Source organism: Sphingobacterium sp. xlx-96, from assembly GCF_011007365.1.
GTDB lineage: Bacteria > Bacteroidota > Bacteroidia > Sphingobacteriales > Sphingobacteriaceae > Sphingobacterium > Sphingobacterium luzhongxinii.
Map to the genome: position 1 here is coordinate 1 of NZ_WFKM01000001.1, position 24068 is coordinate 24068.

Below are 24068 nucleotides of genomic sequence, written 5' to 3' on the forward strand. Positions count from 1 at the left end.
TACCTTATATTTCAGAAAAGGAGATTAACGAAAACAGAAAAAGGGAGGGGTTACCTCCAATAGTGTTTGATTAGAAGGTGGTCATTTTTTCTCTTTATATAATTCTAATGTGTATCAATGAGAATCTTTAGACTTGGAGCCAATTATAAAATTATTGTTTATGTGCAGGAAGCAAACCCTGGCGATGCTGATGATCATTTTGAAGCTTTTGGTAATGGTGTGGGACATGCTGCTATTGGTTTAACAAAAATCGGTTCTAATGGACAGTCTGTTATTCAAGTGGTGGGGTTTTATCCGGAAGGTGCTAATATTTTTAAGGAGTTTTCGGGGCCATCAAAATTGGTGGATAATGGGAATTTAAGTAAACCTTTGCAATACACTGTCAAGATGGAATTAAATATAGGCAATGATGGCAATAAGTTTAGGCAGGTCAGGGATTATATAAAGATTCCACCTGCTTCGTATCCTGCGTTTGACAATAACTGTGTAAAGTTTGTGAAGGATGCATGTGCAGCTGGAGGAATAACGGTCCCTTTTGAAATGAAATCGGTTGTAATACTAAATATTAGTCCGAGTCCTGCTCCTCCTGATTATGTAGTTATAGACGCCTATACTCCTGCTGGCCTTGCCGGGCCTATGCGCCAATTAATGAGTGCTGGTGATACCAGAATAAGTAGGGCCAATAATCAATCTGTACCCAATAGCCATGGTCCCCTGTTAAAAAAAGAAAAAATATATGAAATATCCATGTAGCGCAGACTGCACAAACACGAATGACCGCGAAGCAGCATGCACACCAATTGCAACAAAATGTGCATAATATAGTTTGGATATTCCATCCCGACAAGTCGGCGCAAACTAATGACAGATGAAAATCAAAACCGATCCGCCAGCTGGCGGATCATAAAATAATTATACACCTATGAAATATCCATGTAGAACAGACTGCACAAACACGAATGACCGCGAAGCAGCATGGACACCAATTGCAACAAAATGTGCATAATATACTTTGGATATTCCATATGACCATTGGAAATAAAATTAAACACATATGAAAAAAAAGAATATAATACGGTTACTAACTTTCCTTAGTTTATTTGGATTATTGGTTTATTTTTTGAATGTCACGGTGATTGGCTATTTTTTAAAACGGAATTATTTTTATTCGAATCACAATGGTGCATTCTTTTATTCAGAGGATAAATTAAAAGGCAAATCTTACGAAGGAAGAGATAGAGTGTTCGGTAGCTATTTGAAGAATCATCCTGATACAAAAGACAAGCAATTATACCGTAGATTTAGAATGGATCTATGGCGGTTTTGGGAATGGGGTGAGTTGTGGTATCATCCAGATCGGTATGATTTACCTTATATTTCAGAAAAGGAGATTAACGAAAACAGAAAAAGGGAGGGGTTACCTCCATTAAAATTTGATTAAATTATAAGCAAAGCGAAGTTGTATTTTATTCCTTAAAATCTTATATAATCAAATCTTTCCAAAAAAAGTTACCTTTGCCTCGGGTTTTGGGAATAGATTTTGATAATAGGAAGCAAATATTTTAAAGATTTGAAATATGACGAAGTATGTATTGGCGGCTTTATTTATGTCGGGAGGGGCAATTGCCTTAAAAGCTCAGGTAAGTAATCTGCCCTATTCATTTCAACACACTCAAAAATATAGCGACATTTTGTACAGTCCTGATACAAGGTTGCATAGCGCATCAAAACCGTTCTTGTTTAAAGGAAGACTTTTGGAACGTAAGGATTCGCTTGGATCTGCAAATGGTACGACTTCTGATAATTGGTTTATGCGCAAGCTATTTAGTGAACATCTGGTGCAGGTGGAAAAGGAAGACCATACGTTTTACATGGATTTTTTGCCTGATTTTCAAATCGGATCGGAATTGATTGATACTGATAAACGTACTACATGGTTAAATACGAGAGGTTTTCAGGCTGGTCTTACGATTGGAGATAAGCTTACTTTTTATACCAATTTTTTCGAAAATCAAGGTGTGTTTCCGAAATATATTGATGATTACGCACAGGCTAATGGGGTGATGCCGGGCCATGGTACAGTAAAAAACCAATCAAAAAATGTAAAGGACTGGATGTATGCGACGGCAAGTCTTACCTATGATTTTAGCCCCTATTTTCAAACAACGATAGCTTATGATAAAAATCATATCGGTGATGGTTATCGTTCGATGCTGTTGTCTGATTTTTCTTCAAATTACAGCCACCTAAAACTAACCGGTAACATTGGTAATGTACAGTATACATCGGTATGGGCTTATATGTTGGATCAAAAGAATCCTAGGGTCGACCTTAATAATCCAGGGGCTCGATTGGGTGATGGAATTAAATGGGGTGCTTTTCAATACTTGGATTATAATGCGACAAATCGTTTGTCGGTGGGCTTTTTTCAGGCAATTACCTGGGCTAATGAAAATGAAGGGGGACACCGTGGTTTCGACTTTAATTACCTCAATCCCGTTATCTTTTTACGTCCTGTCGAATCGAATAACTCTTCTTCACCGGATAAAATGTTTTTAGGCTTGAATGCGAAGTATAAAGTATTGAATAAAGTGTCGGTATATGGACAATTCTTGCTGGGTGAATTTACCGCTAAAGAGTTTTTTGCAAATAATGGTTATGCGCACAACAAATGGGGAGCGCAGATCGGTGTGAGAGGATTTGACGCCTTTGGTGTTAAAAATCTGAACTTTCTGGGCGAATACAATCTTGCTAGACCCTATACCTACCAACATTTTTCTTCAACGTCTAATTATAGCAATCACGGCGAGCCTTTGGCACATCCCCGTGGTGCAAACTTTAGAGAATTGGTCGGAATTGCCAATTATTCCTGGGAGCGATTTGATTTTTCTTTACAGGGATTGTATAGTTTGTATGGTACTGACCCTGCCGATGGTACAAATATGGGCGGTGATATCTTCCAGTCTTATACAACCATCCCCAATATGTACGGCAATAAAATCGGACAGGGGGTAAAGAATAATCTGTATTATGCAGATGCGAAGGCTTCTTACGTATTGAATCCTAAATATAACTTACGCTTTGAGTTGGGATATACGCAGCGGTATCGTAAGATAGCGGATCAGGCTACCCAGAAATCAGGCGTGATATCGTTTGGACTTCGTTCGTCGTTCCGTAGTTTTTATGGTGATATTTAATATCTTTAGTAATTATTTTTACGCATGATGAAGATATTAATAATGAATGGTCCGAATCTCAACCTTTTAGGGGTTAGAGAGAGAAGCATATACGGCGATCAATCTTTTGAAGTCTATTTTGAAACGTTGAGAGCAAAGTATCCGACGGTGGATTTGTATTACTTTCAAAATAACTCAGAGGGAGCTCTGATTGATAAGCTGCATGAAGTAGGATTCGAATTTGATGGGGTGGTGATCAATGCCGGTGCTTATACCCATACATCGCTAGCTTTAGCGGATGCTATAGCTGCTATAAATACACCTGTTGTCGAGGTGCATATTTCTAACGTACATCAACGGGAGACTTTTAGACATCACTCTTATCTTTCCAAGAATTGCAAAGGTGTTATCCTAGGGTTTGGTTTAGATAGCTACCGGTTGGCTATAGAGAGTCTAATCTAAGTCTATTAAACTTAGTTGGATTATTATTGCTATTATTGCATTAATCGAACTCCAGGTTATTTGGCCTTTTTCCTTTTTATGAAGGTACAGCAAAAAGATGGATAAGTAGTGCTATACAGGCACAGCTGCACATGACAAGTAGCATAGGTGTTTCTGTGCCATCGTGAAAGAGACTTACTATACCTGAGGAAAGTGCACCCAATCCCATCTGTAAACAGCCAAGAAGGGCTGAAGCACTACCTGCAGTATCTTTGAAAGGAGAGAGTGCCATTGCTGACGTGTTGGGGAAAATAAATCCTTGGCATAACAGGTATCCAAAAACCAGTGCAATCAATATCTGTAGGTCTAAGGTTTGTGTCCAAAGACATAAGAGCATAGCGAGTCCTACCAAGGCTTGACCCATATTAGCAATCTTACTGATTTCGGACATTGTCCAGCGTTTTAGTAACCAACGATTGAGTTGTGTAGCTAGAATCAGCGCGGAAGCCACAAAAGCGAATACTAATCCATATTCTTTCTTTGAAAGACCATATAGTTCTTGTATAATGAAGGAAGATCCTGCTAAATAAGCATATAGTCCTGCCGAAGCGATAGCCCCAATCAAACAATAACTGATAAATGTTCTATTTATAAATACACTCCAATATTGACGGATAATAGCGGGAGGAAGGAGTGAAAAGTCTGGATTTCCTTTATAGCTCTCTGGAAGGAAGAAAACGGTGCCTGTGATAATCAATGTGCCAATAGCGCAGAGTGTGATGAATATATAGTGCCAATCGAGGTGTTCCATTAAGAAAGCTCCTGCGGAAGGAGCTAGTATGGGAGATATGGCTACTACTAGCATAAGTAAACTGAATACTCTGGCGGCTTCTCTAGGTTCGTAATAGTCCTGGACCATTGCTCGAGAAGCCACCATTCCTGCACAGCTGCCTAGGGCTTGTAGGAAGCGAAGAAGGATCAGGCTTTCTATGTCTTTTGTAAAGACACAGAATACCGAGGCAATAATATATATGATGAGACCGATAATCATTGGCTTCTTTCTACCGAATCGATCTAGAAGGGGACCATATATAATCTGACCTACTGCAATTCCGATAAAAAAGGCTGTTAACGATAGCTGGACTTTGTCTATGGATGTCTCGAAATCCTGGGCTATGGTTTCGAAAGCAGGAAGATACATGTCTATCGAAAACGGACCTATAGCCGATAAAAGGCCTAATACGAGAAGGATTACTTTGTCATTTCTTTTGTGCATGTCTAATTCAAAATAAAAGCCCCTTGCGGGGCTTTTCATTATTATTTTACGGTATTGCTTTTTTGTTTTCTGAAAATCAGGTATATACCAGCTATAATAAATGGAATACTAAGCAACTGTCCCATATTGAATAGCATACCTGCTTCAAATTCTTCTTGATTTTCTTTGTAAAATTCGACAAAGAAACGAATACCAAATAAGATGACGAGAAATATACCAAATAACAGACCTGGTTTGGGATCTTTGTTTTTTTGGTACATAGACCAAAGTATAAAGAATAAAATGACGTATCCAATCGCTTCGTATAACTGAGCCGGATGCCGAGGTAACATGTTTAATTCGGCGGGGGTCAAGCCTGCATTTTCAAATATTACGGCCCACGGAAGGCTGCTATCTGCCGGTTTACCGACGATTTCGGAATTGAAAAAATTCCCTAGACGTACGAAAGCCCCAGCCAATGGTACGACTAAGACTAATCGGTCCGCAATCCATACAAAACCAGTTTTTGTTTTTCTAGCATACAAGTAAAGTGCAGTAAGTATCCCTACCGCAGCACCGTGGGAGGCTAAACCTTGAAAACCTGTAAAATGCCATTCCCCAGTGGCGTCTACCTGGAAAGGAAGAAATATCATCCAGGGCTTGGTGATATACACGTCAAACTCATAGAATAAACAATGTCCGACACGTGCTCCGATCAATGTGCCTAAGAAGATATAAATACTGAGCTTGTCCAGATCTTCTTGAGTTCTGCCTTCTCGCTTGTATACTTTAAGCATTAATATATAGGAAACAGCGAAAGCCAATAGCCAACAAAGGGAATAATATCGGATTCCGAATGAACCGATTTTAAATAATTCTTGATCTATATTCCAGTGAATAGCATTAAAAATAAAATCCATATAGTAATTTTTAGCGGAGTAAACTTAGATAAAATGCTTGGCATTCGCCAATTGTTAGGATAGAATTTTTGGATTAGCATAATTATTTTTAATTTGGGAGCAAAGTAACTAGATATGGCAAAGAAGAGTAGTAAAGAAGTCAAACATCAATCTGTTGTGACCAAAGAGTCACTAGCATTTTTTGAGAAATATATAAATAATCCTTCACCTACGGGGTTTGAGTGGGCTGGGCAACGCTTATGGTTGGATTACCTAAAGCCTTATGTTGACGAAACTTATATCGATAATTATGGTACAGCGGTCGGGATCATAAATCCGAAAGCAAAGTATAAAGTGGTAATCGAAGCGCATGCGGATGAAATATCTTGGTTTGTCAACTACATTACGAAGGATGGTTTGATCTATGTGATTCGTAATGGTGGTTCTGATCATCAAATAGCACCGTCTAAACGCGTAAATATCCATACCGACAAAGGTATTGTAAAAGCTGTTTTCGGTTGGCCGGCTATTCATACACGCTCCGGTGAAAAGGAAGAAGCTCCTACGTTAAAGAATATTTTTTTAGATTGCGGGTGTACTTCAAAAGAAGAAGTTGAGGCGCTAGGTATACATGTAGGTTCTGTGGTGACTTATGAGGACGAATTTATGGTGCTTAACGACCGGTATTATGTAGGTCGGGCATTGGACAATCGTGCCGGTGGTTTTATGATAGCAGAGGTAGCACGATTGTTGAAAGAGAATAAGAAGAAACTGCCTTTTGGTCTGTATATCGTAAACTCTGTTCAAGAAGAGATTGGTTTACGTGGAGCGGAAATGATTGCCGACTATATCAAGCCTAATGTAGCGATCGTTACCGATGTAACACATGATACGCAAACTCCCATGATCAATAAGATCACTCAGGGGGATTTGGCTTGTGGTAAGGGGCCTGTAGTATCGTATGCTCCTGCCGTGCAGATTAACTTGAATCGTCTTTTGGTAGAGGTAGCCGAGAAAAATGAAATTCCTTTCCAAAGACAGGCCTCTTCTAGGTATACGGGTACGGATACGGATGCATTTGCTTATTCTAATGGTGGGGTGCCGTCTGCTTTGATATCGCTGCCATTACGGTATATGCATACGACGGTAGAGATGATCCATAAAGAAGATGTGGATAATGTGATCCGTCTGATTTATGAGATGGTTTTAACCGTTACTGACGGTCAGGATTTTAGAAGCTTTACGAAATAGGTAATAAGGTTATCAAGTTAAGAAGTTAACAAGGTTAAAAAGTTATCAAGTTACGAGGTGATAGGGTTGTAGGATATTAACGTCCTAAACTTTATTAACCTTCTAAACAAAAAAAACATAAAAAAATGAATAACGATAATAATACGCCAAATGGCGATAATAACGAAATTAGTATTGAATTGAGCGAAGAAATTGCTGAGGGGATTTACTCGAATCTAGCTATTATAACGCATTCGAACACCGAGTTTGTTTTGGATTTTGTGCGTATCATGCCTGGTATTCCAAAGGCTAAGGTAAAGTCTAGGATAATATTGACACCTGAACATGCTAAACGCTTATTGGTCGCTTTACAGGATAATGTCAACCGTTTTGAAGGTCAGAATGGTGCGATATCCTCAAAAGATGTTCCCTTTCCTTTAAACTTTGGAGGAACTAAAGGCGAAGCTTAGTTCTATTCAATTTGGGGTGCTGTAGCGTCTTGTTGGGCTGTATTTTTTATAATACGAGCTGAACAAGACGCTTTTTGATATAAGTGGTATCACTTTTGAATGTAGATTAGTATTGAAAATTGTTAACATTTAAGATATGATGGATATTAAAGTAAGATCGTTATCAAAGAAGGATTATAATGATCTTAAAAAATCTATGTCTGAGGCTTATCAGGGGGTAGGGGAGCTGTGGACCCGTGAGAATATAGTAGATCTGATTGATGTTTTTCCTGAAGGACAGCTGTGTGTCGAAGTAAATGGACATGTTGTCGCCTGTGCACTTTCTATTATTCTTAATTCCAAGAAAAGTAATATCTACGATAGTTATTATGAGATTATTGATGATGGTAAATTCTCTAAGCACGACTATGAAGGTGATACCTTGTATGGCATTGAAGTATTTGTACATCCTGATTATAGGTCTTTACGTCTGGGAAGAAGATTGTATGATTCAAGGAAGGAACTGTGCGAGGAGTTGAATTTAAAGAGTATTGTCGCTGGAGGACGTATCCCTAATTACTTTAATTTTGCGGAAGAGATGAGCCCTCGTGTGTATATCGAGAAGGTGAAACGTAAGGAGATCTTCGATCCTACACTTACTTTTCAGCTGTCCAATGATTTTCATGTAAAAAAAATACTTAAGAACTATCTTCCTGAGGACAGTGAATCCATGGAGTTTGCTACGCTGTTGGAATGGAATAACATCTATTATGAACCGGATGCACGATCCAATTCTGCGTCTAAGCAGACCATTCGTTTGGGATTGATTCAATGGCAGATGCGATTGTTTACGGATCTGAATGAATTTTACGATCAAGTCGAGTTCTTTGTGGATGCAGTCAGTGATTATGGTGCTGATTTCGCTTTGTTTCCGGAGTTTTTCAATACGCCATTGATGCGTTATTATAATGATCTTCCTGAACGAGAAGCGATGGAAAAGTTGGCCGGACAAACGAAGGAGATCGCTAATAAAATACAACAGCTTGCAGTCTCTTATAATGTTAACATTATAGCAGGCTCAATGCCGTTGTATGAAAGGAATAAATTGTATAATGTATCTTACCTTTGTCACCGTAGCGGGAAAATGGACTCTTTCCGCAAAGTCCATATTACGCCTAATGAATTTAAATACTACGGTATGGCTGGAGGGAATGAGGTTAAAGTATTTGATACGGACTGTGGTAAGGTAGGTCTTTTGATCTGTTATGATGTGGAGTTCCCGGAACTGGGCCGTATATTGGCTGATCAAGGGATGCAGATTCTTTTTGTTCCTTTTATGACGGATACACAAAATGGTTATATGCGTGTACGACATTGTGCACAGGCCCGCGCGATCGAAAATGAGTGTTATGTCGCGATAGCGGGGTCGGTTGGTAATCTCCCACGGGTAAATAATATGGATATACAGTACTCTCAGTCGGCAGTGTTTACACCATCAGATTTTGCCTTTCCCAATAATGCGATCAAGGCTGAAGCAACTCCGAATACGGAAATGGTATTAATCGCTGATGTCGATCTGTATGCACTGAGGGATCTGCACGAGTATGGTACAGTTAAAACTTTGAAAGATAGACGTAAGGATCTTTATGCGGTGAATCTGTTGAAATAATGCAAAAGGTCGGATTTAAAATCCGACCTTTTGCATTAGAGTAGAAATATATCTTCGTTGGCTAGTTTTTCTTTGCGCTCAGGATCCCAAATGCTGACCTGGACCTCACCTATATGTGCTAGCTTTAACATAAACATACATACGCGAGACTGCCCTATACCTCCTCCAATAGATTCCGGTAAGAGATCACTCAAGAGCATCTGATGAAAGGATAGTTTACTTCGCTCTATACAGTTACGAATCTCAAGTTGTCGGAGTAAAGCCGTTTTATCAACACGGATACCCATAGATGATAATTCGAAAGCGCTATTAATTAAAGGGTTCCACACAAGGATGTCTCCATTTAATCCTTTGTAACCGGCATCATTGTATGTGCTCCAGTCGTCATAATCTGCTGCGCGACCGTCGTGTGCAAATCCGTTGGATAACTCTGCACCGATACCGTAGATAAATACTGCACCATAGGATTTGGCAATTGCATTTTCTCTTTCTTTGGGGGTGTAGTCCGGATATCTCGCCAATAGCTCTTCGGAAGAAATGAAATAAATTTCATCAGGAAGTATTGCTTTGCGTTCCGGGTATTGATGTTCGACCGCGTTTTCTGTGGCTAGTAATGCCGAATATATTTTCTTGACGGTTTCTTTTAAATAATTAAGATTTCTGTCTTTGGTATGTATGGCTTTCTCCCAATCCCATTGGTCTACGTAGATAGAATGTATGGGGGAATAGTCTTCATCGGGACGCAAAGCCCGCATATCTGTAATTAGTCCTTCTTCGGGTTCGAGTTCGAGTTCCTTTAAACGTACTCTTTTCCACTTGGCAAGAGAGTGTACTACGACTGCTCTTTCTTCGTTTAATGATTTTATAGGAAAAGAAACGGGTCGTTCTATTCCATTGAGATCGTCATTAATCCCTGTACCGTCCAAAACAATCAAGGGAGACGATATCGGTATTAAGTTTAACGCTTGTCTCAGATGTGTTGAAAATGTTTCCTTAACAAAGGTTATCGCTTGTTCTCTTTTTAATAAGTTGCGTCCCATATATCAATTAAATTTGACTTTCGTTTAAATGCTATCTGTGTTTAGTGTGTGAATATAGCAATATTAATATGCAAATGTAATTAAAATGATAATAGATACACTGTTTTTGTTGTAATATTATTAATGGTAGCGAGTTCGGATGGCAGGAGAGTTTTTATTGGAATGGGGCAGAAAGAAGAGGTCGATTATTGTTTTTGAAAGGCTTTACTTCAAGCCATGCCTAGGTGAAATAATACTCTACTTTACCTAGGAATAGCTGATTTGCAGTGTGAAATTCTATACGGAGAAGCTTTCTCCACAAGCGCATGTGCGAGAAGCATTTGGATTATGGAACTCAAACCCCTTTCCTGCCAAACCGTCGGAATAGTCTAACTCTGTACCTGCTAAATACAGATACGATTTAATATCTAAGCAGATCTTTATTCCTTTGTCTTCGCAAAATTGATCTCCTTTTTTTTCTTGATTATCAAAATTGAGCTGATAGGATAATCCTGAACAGCCCCCGCTAGTTACAGCAACGCGGACAAAATAGTTTTCATCATACTGTTCGTCCTTTATTATTTGCAAGATACGTTCCTTGGCCTTATCTGTAATCGTTACCATATTGTCGTTATTGTTTACTACAAATTTCGTAAATTATTTGCTAAACGCAAATGCGGTGGGTTAGGAGACTGTCATATTATTCTAGAAGTCCATTTTTGTACATTTGCCAAATGGGTGACTGGTCTCTGATGGACTGAATAGCTGACTTTAGTAACTCAACGGCATGATCTATTTCTGCTAAGGTGTTATAACGCGATAGACTGATACGTATACTGCAAAAAGCGTCTTCGTCGGTGTGCCCCATGGCTTTTAGTACATGAGAGGGGTCTCTAGCCCCAGACACGCAGGCTGAGCCTGAGGCTATTGCGATATTTGGGGTTTTGGTCATTAATTCGCTAGCACGTACGTGCTTGATAGTTATATTGCTGGTGTTGCTTGTCCTATCTGTTTCTTTTCCATTAACTAAGGTGTCTTCAATTTCTGTAAGGATTCGGTGTTCAAGGTGATTACGAAGATTCTCCATAGTTGAAAAATCTTTTTTATGACTCAGACGAATGGCTTCTCCCATCCCTACTATAGCGGGGACATTGTAGGTCCCGCCACGTAATCCCTGCTCTTGGTCGCCGCCAGTATGCAAAGGGGCTATCTGTATAGGTTTCGTTTTTCGACGTATAAAGAGTATTCCTGCTCCTTTTGGCCCGTGAAATTTGTGTGCACTGAAACAGCAGATGTCGATTGACAGTGCCGCTAAGTCGAAGGCTTGTTTACCTAGAGATTGTGTGCTATCACAAAAGAATATAACTTCTTTTTCGCGACATAGCTCAGCAATCTCTTTGATGGGATGTAAGATTCCTGTTTCGTTATTAGCAGACATTAGGCAGACGAGAATCGTATGCGCTGTAATGGCTGATTTTAGGTCTTCTAGTGATACAGTTCCATTCCTGTCGACAGGTAGATAGGTCACTGTAGCACCTTTTCTTTCCAGGGCTCTACAAGTAGTTAATACAGCTTTGTGTTCTGTTTGACAGGTGATTATGTGACTCCCTTTGGTCTGATAGCGGTCGAATACTCCGCGGAGTACTGTATTTATGACTTCTGTCGATCCAGAGGTGAAGAAAATTTCCTTGGACTGTACCTGTAACGTATCTGCGATAAGTTGACGGGCGCTTTCAATAGCTTGATTGGCTTGTCTCCCTAGTTTGTGTTGCAGGCTGGAAGCATTACCGTATTCTTCTTTCAGAAAGGGGAGCATGGCGTCAAAAGCTGCATCATCTAGCCGGGTTGTTGCGTTATTATCTAGATATATCATGCCTTAAATTTAAGGATTATTCATCTGGAGTCCTGCGTCATTTTTTATTTTCCTCTATAAGAAATCTAGGCGGATGTGGAGGGCTAAAAATTCGCTTTTTTATCATGGGTAATTTTTTCTGAAAGTGTATGTTTTCAGGGGCTATCAAGAACTTTTTTCAAAACATTTTACTTTATTGTTGATATTCAAGAGCTCACCCGATACAATCGGGTTCGGTTCATACTTGTTGGTGATCCAAAGGCATCATGAAAGTTTTATTGCCTGTAAAAGTGAATTTATGTAGGTTTGTGTTGTATGGAAAAAAATGTAACCAAAATTGAACAATATCTCGATCGGTTGATCGATGTTGTAGTCGTTAGCTTACCTTCAATATTTGCAGCTATTGTCATCTTGTTTTTGGGGCGATTCGCAATTAAGTTTTTGATTCAATTTATGAATCGTCGTTTTGAGAAGCGAAATGTTGATAAGTCTATTCGTGGATTTGCGGTTAGCTTGGTCAAATTTGTTCTGTATGCATTGTTGTTATTGACGGTCGCAAGTACCATGGGGATCCAGACAACTTCATTTATTGCAGCACTCTCGGCTTTTGGTTTGGCCGTAGGTATGGCGTTGCAGGGGAGTCTTTCAAATTTCGCTGGTGGTGTCCTGATCTTAATGTTTAGGCCTTTTGAAGTGGGTGACTATATTAGCAGTGCTAATGGTTCTAATGGAACGGTAGAGAAGATTGATTTGTTATATACGACTATGATTGATGATAGCGGTATCCGTGTTTTTAGCCCTAATGGCTCATTGGCCAATTCGGTGATTAAAAATTATACAAAAATTTTGTCGAGAAGATTTGAATTTGTGATAGGTATATCATATGATGATAATATTAAGGTTGCTAAAGATACGATTTTAGCTGTTTTGCATCAGGAAACTGAAGTTTTGAAAACGCCCGCACCAGATGTGTTTGCAGGCGATCTAGCAGATAGTTCTGTTAATCTAACTATCCGTGGTTGGGTTAAGCGGGAGAATTTTTGGACTACTAGTAATGGTTTGCGGGAAAAAATTAAGGTTGCGCTTGATGCAAAGGGAATCTCTATACCTTACCCGCAGACTGAGATGCATATCAGGAGTGACGGACAGATCTTAGGGAAGCTATCGGACAAATCCTAGTCTAAAGCTCGTATTAGTATATAATAACGGTAAGCTACAACAGCCTGTTGTAGCTTATTTAGTTTTGAAGGATCTTTGAGATTGTATTTCGGTAGGACAAGCTTGTTTATCTTGTTTAGTATTTTGAATAACATCTTCTTCATCAGTCGTTTTTTTATAAAGATAATCAAAAAAGGCCCGAAATTGTTTTTCGAGCCTTTTCTGTTGTTTACTAGAATTTTACTTCAGACGTAAGAATTCTTTTTCTTTATTCCAGGTGAATGCTGTAAAGAGTATAGCAAGAGCAGATGCGAGTAAGATGACTTCGAATGAGGCATCCCAGCCGCTTTTGTCCACGATTGCACCTAGCGCTGCATTGGCAAGCAGATCTCCGATGAAATAACCGAATAAGCCTGTTAAGCCGGCCGCGGTTCCAGCAGCTTTTTTAGGTACCAGGTCTAGGGCTTGAACACCGATGAGCATAACAGGGCCATATATCAGAAAACCGATAGTCCATAGCGATATGTTGACGATCCATTGATTGTCGCCTGGTGTCAGCCAATATACTGCTACGGCAAGTAGTGTCAGGGTCATGTATATGATTGTTACAGGAGCTCTACGTCCGTTGAACAGCTTGTCACTCATGATGCCACAGAGAATGGTTCCGGGAATTGCCGCCAACTCATATACTGAGGCTGACCAGGTGGCTTCCGATGCGGTGAAATGCTTTGCTTCCTGAAGAAAGGTAGGTGCCCAGTTGATAATTCCGTTTCTCACTAGATAGACAAATGCATTCGCTATGGCGATGTACCATAATAATTTGTTGTTGAGGACATACTTAAGGAAGATTTCTTTTGCACTGAATTCTTTCTCCTGTGAGGACGCGTAGCTTTTCGGATAGTCGTTTTTGTATTCTTCGATCGGCGGTAGTCCACAGGACTGCGGTGTGTCTCTGACGAGGAATATAGAAATGATAGCGACTAATATTGCTGCAAGTCCAGGGAAATAAAGGCGTGCGTGCCAGTCAGCAAATAATTCAACACCTAGAATAGCCAATGGTCCTACTAAGAATCCACCAACATTGTGTGCTAAATTCCAAATAGACATAGCGGTACCGCGTTCTTTTATTGAATACCAATGCACAACGACACGACCGCAAGCTGGCCAGCCCATACCTTGTACCCATCCATTAATGAACAATAATGCAAACATGATGGTGACTGAAGAGGTAGCTAAGGGGGAGAAACCCATAAAGATCATGGTGAGTGATGATAGGATGAGTCCCGTGGCCAGAAAATAACGTGCATTGCTACGATCAGATACATTGCCCATGAAGAATTTACTCAATCCATAGGCGATTGATATCGCGGACATGGCAAAACCTAATTCGGCTTTACTATAACCTAAGGTATCTTGTAGGTCTTTTACCGCAAAAGAAAAGTTCTTCCGTACAAAATAATAGGCCGCATAGCCTAGGAATATACCTAGGAATACTTGCAACCGGAGTTTTTTGTATTCTGGGTCAATGCGGTTTTCGGGCAGCCTCGCTTTGTGCAAGGCTGGTTTAAAAATATCGAACATAAATATTGTATCTTAAAATAGGTTTGGATAGTCGCTGATGATACCATCGACCTTTAATGCTTCTAAAGCAGATATTTCTTCTTTTTTATTGACTGTCCAGGGTATTACTTTTACACCCAAATCGTGGGCTTCTTTTACAATATTAGCATTAACTAGTTTATAGTTTGGACTGATAATAAAAGGTTTGAAGCCTAGGTCAGTAATCAATTCCTTGATGGTCTTTGTGTTCTTTGCATCAATCAGGTAAGAGGTTTTGATCTGAGGGTAGTGCTTGTTGATGTATTGTATTGTTCTTTTATCAAAGGATTGGATCACGGTGCGGGATGCAATTCCTTTTTCGATGACGACTTCTAACACGAGATCCGAAAACTCTTGAGGGGCTGGATGCCACTCGTGATCTTTGCCCTCTCTGCTTTTTGTCTCGATGTTGTAGAACATAGGGGATTGACGTTTTTCTCTCGCGTAGGCTTCAGATTGATCAATGAGATCACTTAAGAGAGCTATGGGAGTAGAAATTTTCTTCTGTTGAGGAAAGTCCACATTTCCTTTTAAGCCTAAGTCGAATGCTTTTAGTTCCTTCCAGTTATAACTGTAGAGGGTACCTTTGATGTCTTTTCCTTTCAGTTCCCTTCCATCAGTATAGGTTACGAATTTTGGATTTAGATAATCATCGTGATAAACGACAACTTTCTTGTCTTTCGTAATATGACAGTCCATTTCCAATGTGGTGACTTTAGGAAGGTCAATAGCGACCTTCATGGCTCCTATAGAATTTTCTGGATATAGTCCGCGTGCACCACGGTGTCCCTCATACGAGAATGAGGGAAAGTCTGAATTTTGCATACTAACTCGTTTTTGCGTGTTGCAGGAAGAGATACTTAGGCTTAGCACAGAGATTGAAGTCAATAGAAAGTTAAACTTTTTCATGTCTTGTTATATAAAATAAAGATAGGAGTAAGATTATTTACTCCTATCAAAAATAGCAACTATATTAATAACTTTGATATATCGCTATATCATCTATTCCCAACCGACCATTATTTATGGTGTTACTACTTGTACCGAGGCCTAATTTATTTATTCTAAAGCGAACGGGTTCTGTGATATTCATTAAGAAAACAGCTTGTTTTGCAACAAGACTTACGGAAGTCGGATGTGCATCACTGATTGGTTTACCTACAATTTTCCAGGTTTTTCCTTGATCGATAGAATATTCCAATTGAAATGTAGAGGATCTGTCGGTGTAGTAAGAACCATACCATAAGGTCACTTTTGATGCACCTTGCGGAACATCAAAATTCATTTGTAGGTAGGCTGGGGTTTTTAAATTTTGCTGAAACCTTACCGCTAGTTTTCCTGATACAATTCTATCTCTGCCGACAGTATTTCCTAACATAGATTGATCAAAAGTCCATTCTCCCGTAGGTAGAATTACCGGCCATTTTGCATAACCTGCTTTCACTGTGTCTGGCTGTTCGAAGGTCTCCGGCCAACCCGAATACAGTTTTCCTGAGGGAAAAGCTAAATCTTCTGCGCTTTGAAGACGGATTTCAAGATCTCCTTGATTGCTGTATAAAATTCCTCTGAACGTTGCAGAGGGGGATAGGGTATTGTTTGCCAAGGGACTTGACTCGTTTACTGCGATTTTTATAGATTTGTTTTCTCCGTCTAATAATTTATGAACCCCTGCAAGTTTTGATCCTTTTGCTGGTTCAGGATCAACATCTGCAGTAACACTGATGAGTGTGCTTTCGAATTGATCTTTTTTCTTCTCTAAGGTACTTACTGCGACAGGTGTGTGTGTTTTAATATTTCCTGATGATATTTTTGAAATTTTAGAGCTCGCTACATTTGTAATCATCAATGACCCCAATCTTGCAGTTAAGGTGCTACCTATCAGATTCATATTAAGAGAATCGCCGAAGGTGTATTGGGAGGCATCTTCAACCTCTAATAATACCCCTCTTGTTTGTCCTCTCCAAGTGCTTTGAATAGCAATGGTGTTTTCTGGAAGGTTTTTACTTTCATTGTTTGAAATCACAACACCTCCGATATGTTTGGCTCCTTCCAGTGTGCTTTCTGATATCGTTAGATTCTGCCCCTTGAAATTGCTTCTTAACACATAAATAGATCCTTGCGGATTCACATGGTCCACTATTTCTTCCTTATATGTTTCACCGCAGTTAGTTAATAACAAACTTGAAACAATGATAGTAAGAAGATATTTATATTTATTTGAACTTTTCATGATTATTTTATTTATTCCACCAAACCTTTGTGTTAATATCATCAGGTCCCATAATTTTTACTGCTTCCAGATAGTTTGCCCTGTTATAGGAAATTGTGGACGGAGGGAAAGGTAGACGTGATGGGTATCTACCTTGGTTTTCAACTCCAGGGCCAATAGGTAATGTAGGATGACCTGTACGGCGGATTTCCGTCCATTGCTGAAAATCGGTAAATAACATTGCATAATAGCGCTGGGTATGGATTTTTTCCATAATATCTTCGAAATTATCTGTCGAAGAGAATTTTATAGCATCTTGTTGGAAATATTCCGCTGTCAAACTTGCTTTCCAATAGTTAAAAGAGGATTGAATACCTCTACCGTAATAAGTTAGGGGAGACCCTGAAATATAGCCCTTAAGAGCTGCTTCTGCTAATATGAACTGCAGCTCAGAATAATTCATGAGATTGCCAAGTCTGATGTCAGTTTTAAGATCTATTAATAGTTTAGAACCTACTTCAGGAACATTTCCTTTCGGATAGCCACTTTGAATACCAGAGTAAACTCCAAGGGTTGCTTGCGTAGCCCATTTTGCTATTCTCGTGTCTTCCATGTCTACTAATGTATTTATGAAAAACTCAGAATAACCTTTATCACCGTTAAAATCAATATCCCTATAATTGTAAAATTCTGTGACAAAAGGGACGACATTGGTAAAGTTAAAGATTGCATTATCCGCATTACTCTCCATGATAGGATATTCTGCAGCTTTAGTATCTACTATTTCCTTGATTTTTGCTATTTGATTCAACTCGTTATTACCGGACGCTCTAAGTAGTAATCGTAAATAAAGCGAATTTCCAAATCTACGCCAATGTTCAGGGCTGCTACGGGTATGTTGATAAATACTTCCATAAAGAGGGTCTGATATCAAGTGGTTTGCGGGTAATTGCGCATTTATTTTTAGCAATTCATTTGCTTTCTCTAGCTTTTCGAAAATCTGTTGATAAACAAATTTTTGTGTATCAAACTTGGGAGAGATTTCAAATTCTCTGCCTTTGGCAGCGTCAGAGTAAGGAACATCACCAAAGACATCTGTCAATAAGGAGCCTAAATAGGCGTCCATTATTAAGGACATGCCTTGCCAAGTTTGGTAACCTTGCTGCTGCGTGGTTTCGGCTGATTTGTATACATCTCTGATATTTGTCAATTCGGTATACCAATTTTGCCAAGAGCTATTCGATTCTGTCGTTTTTATCTCGTAACGGTGAATTTCGCGGCTATCGCTATTGGTTACGGTTACTTGTGCTAGCTCTCCGTTAATTCTGAAACCTCTATTGAGGTTATTATTTACAATGGATAGCACCGAGGGAGCAAATAGCGCTTGGGGGCTTGCAAAAGTTGCTTCATTGGGATTCGTGTTCTTTTCAATGAAATCTTTTGTACAGCTTGTTGCTAGTATGGTTGTCGCAAGCGTGCTATATATAAGTATATTTTTTATTTTATTTTTCATCGGACAAGCATTAGAAATTTAACGTTAAACTAAGACCAAAATTTCTTGTAGAAGGAAACTGCGCAACTTCGGCTCCTTTTTGGATTCCAGCGGATGTAAGGGAACCAAATTCAGGATCAAACGCAGGCCAGTTCGTGAATACAAAAAGGTCACGACCGTACAGGCCTAAATTTGCGCGTTGAAATTTGTATTGTTTCAAGAAGTTAGGACTAAAGGTATAATCAATACGCACTTCTCTAAGCTTAATGTAGTTTGTTGAGAAAGTATTTGCTTCCAGATTGTCACGATTGAAGTGATTGTAATAAAAATCGCGAGCATTTACTAAAGTCGTATTTGGACTAAAGGTGTTATCCCCATTGTCCACTACTCCCTTGCCGACTAATCCGTTATATCTTCCAGGTATTGTTTTGTTTAGTTTTCCTTCCTCCATTAATACGGCATGCGTTAATGAATAACCAACGCCTCCGAATTGCCCGTCGAACAAGAAGTTGAATTTCCAATTTTTGTATTGGAATTCGTTACCCCAGGCAGCTTTCCAAGGTGCAGTAGACCGACCTAAATAAAGTAAATCATTAGATACTTCTGGGTATCCATCCTTGTAGATGATCTGACCGTCCGGAGCTCGCTTATAGCCATAGCCATACATAGCTCCATAGTTTCCTCCAACTCGAGCTTCAATAGTTCCTCTCGAACCATAGATGGTTGATAGGATAATTGAGTTTTCCTCAGATGATTCAGGTAATGAGATGATTATTCCATCATTGTAAGAGAAGTTACCAAACATTTTCCAGTTCAGTTTTTCTTTGTTTTTTAGAATTTGATACGATGTCGCAAATTCTGCACCTCTATTTCTAACCTCTCCGGCATTAATAACCATCCGTGTAAACCCACTTGATGGATCGATGGGTACAGGAAGAATTTGATTGAAGGTATTGTTTTGGTATACTGCTATATCAAATGTTAATCTGTTTTTAAACATTCTTAAATCTGTGCCAAATTCCACAGATCTTGTGGATTCGTACTTGAGCGATTCATTTGGGATTTGTAGGCTGTTAGATAGACCGTCGTTACCAAAACTCGGGACTATAGGGTAGGTATATGAAGTTAAGAATGGTGTCGTCCCGCCACTACCCACATTTGCAAGCGAAGCTCTAAATTTAAAGAAATTGATAGATTTTGGTAAATCTAATAATTGAGAAAGAATAACACTACCGTTGTAGGAATTGTACATAAATCCGTCCCCCTCACCGAATGCAGGGGAGGCAAGTGTACTAGACCAGTCAATTCTACTCGTTACATCAAAAAACAAATAATTTTTGTATTCGATATTGGCCATACCATAAATTGAGTTTACGGCATATTTACTTCTATAAGGTCTTGAGATAATCGGTTCGGCTGTATTATCTAGACTATAAATACCTCTTTCCTTTAGTTTACTCGTTGATAAATCTACTCTTCTGTAGGTGTTAGCCATACGGGCACCACCAACACTTGCTCCCCATTTTATATTGCTGTTTCTTTCGTTTCTATAGCGAGCAAGGAAATCAACGTTTGTTTCCGAATTGAAAATATTTTGCTTTCTGAAATATCCATTAGCAAACTTGTTAGAGTCAAATGGTCTTCGTGAAGTTCTACCGTCGTAGCTAAAATCGATTGATGCGCGACCCATTACACTGAATTCTTTGTTAATGGTATAGTCTACCTGTGCATTACCAAGAAAGCCATCACGGTTTTGACCATTTAACATCTCATAAGCCTGTAGATAAGGATTGTCAAGCAATGAAGACATTGGCGTATTTTGCTCTACATCTTTTTCGATCCAATAATTTTTAAACCAATTTAGATTCATATTAGGGGTAAGTCCCCTGATAAAGTACATGATGGTACCATTGTTATATCCTGAGGTAGGAAGGTTTTTGGAGAATTTATTGTTGTAAGATGCTTTTCCTTGGATATTGATTTTGTCAGTCAGCTTGTGAGACATCTGGACACTAGCAGTTGTTCTATTGAATCCGGTATTAGGAACCATCCATTTGTTAATGGTGTTTCCTATACTGATTCGTGTAGAAGTTTTTTCTGTTGAGTTTGAATAGGAAAGATTGTTCGAGCTATTTACCGTAGTTTCAAAAAAATCCTTTTTATTGTCTTCATAAGGTCTCCATAATGTTCTTTCTGGAGGTGTCTGTCTGTAATATTCAGGGTTGAACTGATAAAATTGCTGACCATTGAATTTTGGGCCCCATGCTGCAGATGTAGAGTAAGTACTGGCACCATCTTCAGACTGACCATAGGAATAGTAAAAATCGTTTCCACCAATTCCAGCACCATATTGGTTTTGATAATCAGGCCATCTATTTATGGTGCCGATAGATGTGTTTGAAGTCAAGCTAAATCCTAAGCCATTATTCTTTTTTCCTTTTTTAGTAGTAATAATAATAGCGCCGTTAGCACCTCTAGCTCCATAGAGTGCTGTCGCGCCCGGGCCTTTTAATACAGAGATACTTTCGATGTCTTCCGGGTTGATGTCAGCTAGACCTGTTCCAAAATCTACAGGTGCATCATCGGACATGTAATTCGAGTTTCCATTGGTAGTCATTCTTCCTGAACTGGAGCTTGTTATGACTCCATCAACGACAATTAGTGCCGAGTTGTCACCTGTTAAGGAATTTTCTCCGCGAAGAATAATCTGATTTGTTCCTGCTGGACCAGCACCTGATTTAGTTAGATTTAAGCCTGCTACTTTACCGGTTAATGCGTCGGTCCAGTTTGCTGATTGTGCGTTAGTCAGTTCTTCTCCGGAAACCGTAGTTACAGAATAACCTAATGACTTTTCCTCTCGTTTAATGCCTAATGCCGTAACTACAACTTCTTCGATCCCCTCCGTATTCTCTGCGAGTTGAATAACAGTATTGGAATTTGTATTGTTAAATATTTGTGCGTAACTATTATAACCTATGAGTTGAAAGCTAATATTCGAACCCGTAGCAATTTCAATAGCGAATGTACCGTTTGTGTTACTTGTCCCAACTGCTTTGCCTTCTACCCGGATTGATACTCCACCTAAGGGCTCATTCGTATTTTTGTCTACTACTTTACCCTGGATCTTAATTTTTTCTTGCCTAGTTGTTTTCTCCAAAGAGAACGGGAGACTGGCGTAAGCCTGTCCTCCAGAATAACAAGCAGTAGCTAAAGCAATCCACAGGAGCTTAGATCCTATACGATGTGGCTTAACTTTGTCTTGATTGTTTGTTAACATATGTCGTGTGATTAAATTGGTTACTAAATTGATATTTTAATATTAACTTAATGTTAATTGCTGCTTTTTCTTTCGTTTTATTTCATAAACAAGAATAATAATGCAGCAAGCGAAGCTCCGAGTAAGGGACCGATGACCGGTACCCATGCGTAGGAGAGATTGAATTTAGCTTTATTTTTTAGGGGTAATAGGGCATGAATAATGCGAGGACCAAGATCACGCGCAGGATTAATCGCATAGCCTGTAGTTCCTCCAAGTGAAAGACCTATTCCCCATACTAACAATGTTACCGGTAGCGCGCCTATAGATCCCAGGCCGATGGGAGATTGGTCGGATAGGCTAGCGTCTTTGAAATGCAAAATGGTGAATATCAGCACAAAAGTTCCGATGACTTCACTAGCTAAATTTATGGGTAGGTTTTTGATGGCTGGTGCAGTGCAAAATACGGCTTGTTTGGTGTCTGGATCCTCTGTTTTATCAAAATGGTCTTTATACACTATCCATACCAATGAAGCACCTATCATGGCTCCGCCAAATTGTGCTGTCATATAGGATAATGCTGTAAGGAGATCGATACGATTCAAGATGTAGTTGGCCAATGTGACCGCACAGTTGAGATGTGCGCCGCTGTAGGGGCCGGCGATAGAGACTCCGACAAAAACCGCAATAGCCCAGGCTGTTGTGATAACTATCCAGCCTGAACTGTTTCCTTTAGTCTGGTTTAATACCACGTTGGCGACTACTCCTCCTCCTAGAAGGATCATCGCAGCGGTTCCTATTAGTTCTGCAATAAAAGGTGTCATAATATGGATTTATTAAAAAGTGGTTACATTATCTTTTAATTCTCGTAGTTTGCCCAGAATTTAGCCGTTTCGATGGCTCTTGTCCATTCCTTCAATTGGACTTCGTAATTGCTATCTGGAGCAGCTTCGAAAACTCTATCTTCTTTCCATAAGTTTTGCAGTTCGGAAATATCTTTCCAAAATCCAACAGCTAGTCCAGCAAGAAAGGCAGCTCCCATAGCCGTCGTTTCTGTAATCGCAGGGCGAATCACTTTTGTTTTTAAGATTTCTGCCTGAAATTGCATTAGGAAGCCATTTTGTGTTACGCCTCCGTCAACCCTGAGTTCTTTTATTTTCGAAGAAGAATCATTTTCCATGGCTTTTAGGATGTCATAGGTTTGATAGGCAATGCTTTCTAAGGAGGCGCGAGCGATATGGGCTGCATTTGCACCTCGTGACAGTCCTACCATTGTCCCCCTAGCTTCGGAGTTCCAGTGGGGAGCTCCTAGCCCTGAAAACGCAGGAATGAGGTAGACACCGTTGCTGTCAGGGACACTGGTTGCTAATTTTTCTACTTCGCTGGAGCTACGAATGACACCTAGCTCATCTCTTAACCACTGGACGACGGCCCCCCCAATAAATACACTTCCTTCCAAAGCATAGTTTATTTCGTTACCTACTTTCCAAGCTACAGTAGTGACCAGTTTGCTTTTCGATATCACTGGTTTGTCTCCGATATTCATTAATAGGAAGCAGCCTGTTCCGTAGGTGTTTTTGACCATGCCTTTTTTTGTGCACAGCTGACCAAATAGAGCGGCTTGTTGATCGCCTGCTATCCCGGCTATAGGAACGCTGACATTTGCTATATGTTCGGATGTATGACCATATATTTCAGAGCTGCTACATACAGTGGGAAGCATGGATGCTGGGATGTCAAATATATCTAGCAATTCCTGGTCCCATTCTAAGGTATGAATATTGAGAAGAAGTGTCCGAGAGGCATTGGATACATCCGTAACATGTTTCTCTCCATTTGTAAGGTTATAAACTAACCAAGAGTCTACGGTTCCAAATGCAAGTTCACCCTGCTCAGCAAGTTGTTTGGCTCCGTCTACATTGTTGAGTATCCAGTTTATTTTAGACGCTGAAAAGTAAGCGTCAATTAATAAACCTGTTTTTTCCTGTATGATGTGTTCGTGTCCCTGTTCGGCTATTTTTTTACAGTAATCTGCTGTTCTACGATCTTGCCATACAATAGCATTATATATGGGTTTACCTGTTTTTTTATGCCAAACGATGGTCGTCTCTCGCTGATTGGTGATACCGATAGCTTTGACTGCGTCTAGTCTTAGCTGTTCTTTGGCTATCGCTTCGGTCATTACCGCTAGTTGTGTCGACCATATCTCCTGAGCGTCATGTTCCACCCAGCCCGATTTAGGGTATATTTGAGTAAACTCTTTTTGTGCTATTGTTACGATTTCACCTTTCTGATTGAAAAGAATAGCTCTAGAGCTAGTTGTACCCTGGTCTAAAGCGAGAATATATTCCTTGTTCATGATCT

At 39.6% G+C, this 24068-nt stretch carries 20 protein-coding genes; 8 read left to right on the forward strand and 12 right to left on the reverse strand.

Translation table 11 applies throughout. The features are described from left to right. Positions 1–117: 117 nt before the first annotated feature. The 4 genes from G7B20_RS00005 to aroQ all read left to right on the forward strand — a co-directional run bounded on the left by G7B20_RS00005 (position 118) and on the right by aroQ (position 3638). Entirely contained in the window at positions 118–753 is a 636-nt protein-coding gene (locus G7B20_RS00005; RefSeq protein ID WP_164107996.1) for a hypothetical protein, read from the forward strand. Between the two features lie 301 nt (positions 754–1054). Continuing rightward, the gene (locus G7B20_RS00010; protein ID WP_164107997.1) at positions 1055–1441 is read left to right on the forward strand and encodes a hypothetical protein; all 387 of its coding nucleotides are present in this window, start codon (positions 1055–1057) and stop codon (positions 1439–1441) included. A gap of 136 nt (positions 1442–1577) precedes the next feature. After that, positions 1578–3197: a gliding motility protein RemB gene (locus G7B20_RS00015; protein ID WP_164107998.1), complete on the forward strand. Its 1620-nt coding sequence runs from the start codon at positions 1578–1580 to the stop codon at positions 3195–3197. Positions 3198–3224: 27 nt separating this feature from the next. Further along, complete coding sequence (gene aroQ / locus G7B20_RS00020) at positions 3225–3638, forward strand: type II 3-dehydroquinate dehydratase (RefSeq protein ID WP_205600168.1); 414 nt, start codon at positions 3225–3227, stop codon at positions 3636–3638. Between the two features lie 76 nt (positions 3639–3714). On the opposite strand, the gene G7B20_RS00025 is transcribed toward aroQ, so the two are convergent. Then, positions 3715–4893 (reverse strand): multidrug effflux MFS transporter, encoded by a 1179-nt coding sequence (locus G7B20_RS00025; protein ID WP_164108000.1) that lies wholly within the window; start codon positions 4891–4893, stop codon positions 3715–3717. A 41-nt stretch (positions 4894–4934) separates the two neighbouring features. Beyond that, positions 4935–5792 carry a prolipoprotein diacylglyceryl transferase gene (gene lgt, locus G7B20_RS00030; protein WP_164108001.1) on the reverse strand — a complete coding sequence of 286 codons (858 nt, stop codon included), beginning with the start codon at positions 5790–5792 and terminating at the stop codon, positions 4935–4937. Between the two features lie 114 nt (positions 5793–5906). Here lgt and G7B20_RS00035 point away from each other — a divergent pair, with 114 nt between their 5' ends. From G7B20_RS00035 to G7B20_RS00045, 3 genes are all read left to right on the forward strand, one after another. Then, positions 5907–7022, forward strand: a complete 1116-nt coding sequence (locus G7B20_RS00035) for a M42 family metallopeptidase (protein ID WP_164108002.1) — start codon at positions 5907–5909, stop codon at positions 7020–7022. A gap of 125 nt (positions 7023–7147) precedes the next feature. Then, positions 7148–7471, forward strand: coding sequence for a DUF3467 domain-containing protein (locus G7B20_RS00040; protein ID WP_164108003.1), 324 nt, complete (start codon positions 7148–7150; stop codon positions 7469–7471). Positions 7472–7610: 139 nt separating this feature from the next. After that, entirely contained in the window at positions 7611–9119 is a 1509-nt protein-coding gene (locus G7B20_RS00045; RefSeq protein ID WP_164108538.1) for a bifunctional GNAT family N-acetyltransferase/carbon-nitrogen hydrolase family protein, read from the forward strand. 35 nt (positions 9120–9154) lie between these two features. Here G7B20_RS00045 and asnA read toward each other — a convergent pair whose 3' ends face one another. The 3 genes from asnA to G7B20_RS00060 form a co-directional block, all read right to left on the reverse strand. Further along, positions 9155–10159 (reverse strand): aspartate--ammonia ligase, encoded by a 1005-nt coding sequence (gene asnA / locus G7B20_RS00050; protein WP_164108004.1) that lies wholly within the window; start codon positions 10157–10159, stop codon positions 9155–9157. Positions 10160–10435: 276 nt separating this feature from the next. Next, on the reverse strand, positions 10436–10762 hold the full coding sequence (locus G7B20_RS00055; protein ID WP_164108005.1) for a HesB/IscA family protein: 327 nt from the start codon (positions 10760–10762) through the stop codon (positions 10436–10438). A gap of 76 nt (positions 10763–10838) precedes the next feature. Continuing rightward, positions 10839–12011, reverse strand: coding sequence for a cysteine desulfurase family protein (locus G7B20_RS00060; protein WP_164108006.1), 1173 nt, complete (start codon positions 12009–12011; stop codon positions 10839–10841). A 294-nt stretch (positions 12012–12305) separates the two neighbouring features. Between G7B20_RS00060 and G7B20_RS00065 the strand changes: the two genes are divergently transcribed. Further along, complete coding sequence (locus tag G7B20_RS00065; protein ID WP_164108007.1) at positions 12306–13169, forward strand: mechanosensitive ion channel family protein; 864 nt, start codon at positions 12306–12308, stop codon at positions 13167–13169. Between the two features lie 219 nt (positions 13170–13388). On the opposite strand, the gene glpT is transcribed toward G7B20_RS00065, so the two are convergent. From glpT to glpK, 7 genes are all read right to left on the reverse strand, one after another. Then, on the reverse strand, positions 13389–14729 hold the full coding sequence (gene glpT / locus G7B20_RS00070) for a glycerol-3-phosphate transporter (protein ID WP_164108008.1): 1341 nt from the start codon (positions 14727–14729) through the stop codon (positions 13389–13391). 12 nt (positions 14730–14741) lie between these two features. Beyond that, on the reverse strand, positions 14742–15656 hold the full coding sequence (locus tag G7B20_RS00075; RefSeq protein WP_164108009.1) for a glycerophosphodiester phosphodiesterase family protein: 915 nt from the start codon (positions 15654–15656) through the stop codon (positions 14742–14744). A gap of 64 nt (positions 15657–15720) precedes the next feature. Continuing rightward, entirely contained in the window at positions 15721–16977 is a 1257-nt protein-coding gene (locus G7B20_RS00080) for a DUF5689 domain-containing protein (protein WP_164108010.1), read from the reverse strand. Positions 16978–16984: 7 nt separating this feature from the next. After that, entirely contained in the window at positions 16985–18469 is a 1485-nt protein-coding gene (locus tag G7B20_RS00085; RefSeq protein WP_164108011.1) for a SusD/RagB family nutrient-binding outer membrane lipoprotein, read from the reverse strand. 10 nt (positions 18470–18479) lie between these two features. Further along, positions 18480–21725, reverse strand: a complete 3246-nt coding sequence (locus G7B20_RS00090; protein WP_164108012.1) for a SusC/RagA family TonB-linked outer membrane protein — start codon at positions 21723–21725, stop codon at positions 18480–18482. 77 nt (positions 21726–21802) lie between these two features. Then, positions 21803–22528, reverse strand: coding sequence for an MIP/aquaporin family protein (locus G7B20_RS00095; RefSeq protein WP_164108013.1), 726 nt, complete (start codon positions 22526–22528; stop codon positions 21803–21805). A gap of 35 nt (positions 22529–22563) precedes the next feature. Next, complete coding sequence (glpK, locus tag G7B20_RS00100) at positions 22564–24063, reverse strand: glycerol kinase GlpK (protein WP_205600164.1); 1500 nt, start codon at positions 24061–24063, stop codon at positions 22564–22566. Positions 24064–24068: the final 5 nt, after the last annotated feature.

Bases quoted from the DNA above. Each gene is read 5' to 3' on its own strand.
- G7B20_RS00005 (WP_164107996.1), top strand. From the start codon at position 118: ATGAGAATCTTTAGACTTGGAGCCAATTATAAAATTATTGTTTATGTG.
- G7B20_RS00010 (WP_164107997.1), top strand. From the start codon at position 1,055: ATGAAAAAAAAGAATATAATACGGTTACTAACTTTCCTTAGTTTATTT.
- G7B20_RS00015 (WP_164107998.1), top strand. From the start codon at position 1,578: ATGACGAAGTATGTATTGGCGGCTTTATTTATGTCGGGAGGGGCAATT.
- aroQ (WP_205600168.1), top strand. From the start codon at position 3,225: ATGAAGATATTAATAATGAATGGTCCGAATCTCAACCTTTTAGGGGTT.
- G7B20_RS00025 (WP_164108000.1), bottom strand. From the start codon at position 4,893: ATGCACAAAAGAAATGACAAAGTAATCCTTCTCGTATTAGGCCTTTTA.
- lgt (WP_164108001.1), bottom strand. From the start codon at position 5,792: ATGGATTTTATTTTTAATGCTATTCACTGGAATATAGATCAAGAATTA.
- G7B20_RS00035 (WP_164108002.1), top strand. From the start codon at position 5,907: ATGGCAAAGAAGAGTAGTAAAGAAGTCAAACATCAATCTGTTGTGACC.
- G7B20_RS00040 (WP_164108003.1), top strand. From the start codon at position 7,148: ATGAATAACGATAATAATACGCCAAATGGCGATAATAACGAAATTAGT.
- G7B20_RS00045 (WP_164108538.1), top strand. From the start codon at position 7,611: ATGGATATTAAAGTAAGATCGTTATCAAAGAAGGATTATAATGATCTT.
- asnA (WP_164108004.1), bottom strand. From the start codon at position 10,159: ATGGGACGCAACTTATTAAAAAGAGAACAAGCGATAACCTTTGTTAAG.
- G7B20_RS00055 (WP_164108005.1), bottom strand. From the start codon at position 10,762: ATGGTAACGATTACAGATAAGGCCAAGGAACGTATCTTGCAAATAATA.
- G7B20_RS00060 (WP_164108006.1), bottom strand. From the start codon at position 12,011: ATGATATATCTAGATAATAACGCAACAACCCGGCTAGATGATGCAGCT.
- G7B20_RS00065 (WP_164108007.1), top strand. From the start codon at position 12,306: ATGGAAAAAAATGTAACCAAAATTGAACAATATCTCGATCGGTTGATC.
- glpT (WP_164108008.1), bottom strand. From the start codon at position 14,729: ATGTTCGATATTTTTAAACCAGCCTTGCACAAAGCGAGGCTGCCCGAA.
- G7B20_RS00075 (WP_164108009.1), bottom strand. From the start codon at position 15,656: ATGAAAAAGTTTAACTTTCTATTGACTTCAATCTCTGTGCTAAGCCTA.
- G7B20_RS00080 (WP_164108010.1), bottom strand. From the start codon at position 16,977: ATGAAAAGTTCAAATAAATATAAATATCTTCTTACTATCATTGTTTCA.
- G7B20_RS00085 (WP_164108011.1), bottom strand. From the start codon at position 18,469: ATGAAAAATAAAATAAAAAATATACTTATATATAGCACGCTTGCGACA.
- G7B20_RS00090 (WP_164108012.1), bottom strand. From the start codon at position 21,725: ATGTTAACAAACAATCAAGACAAAGTTAAGCCACATCGTATAGGATCT.
- G7B20_RS00095 (WP_164108013.1), bottom strand. From the start codon at position 22,528: ATGACACCTTTTATTGCAGAACTAATAGGAACCGCTGCGATGATCCTT.
- glpK (WP_205600164.1), bottom strand. From the start codon at position 24,063: ATGAACAAGGAATATATTCTCGCTTTAGACCAGGGTACAACTAGCTCT.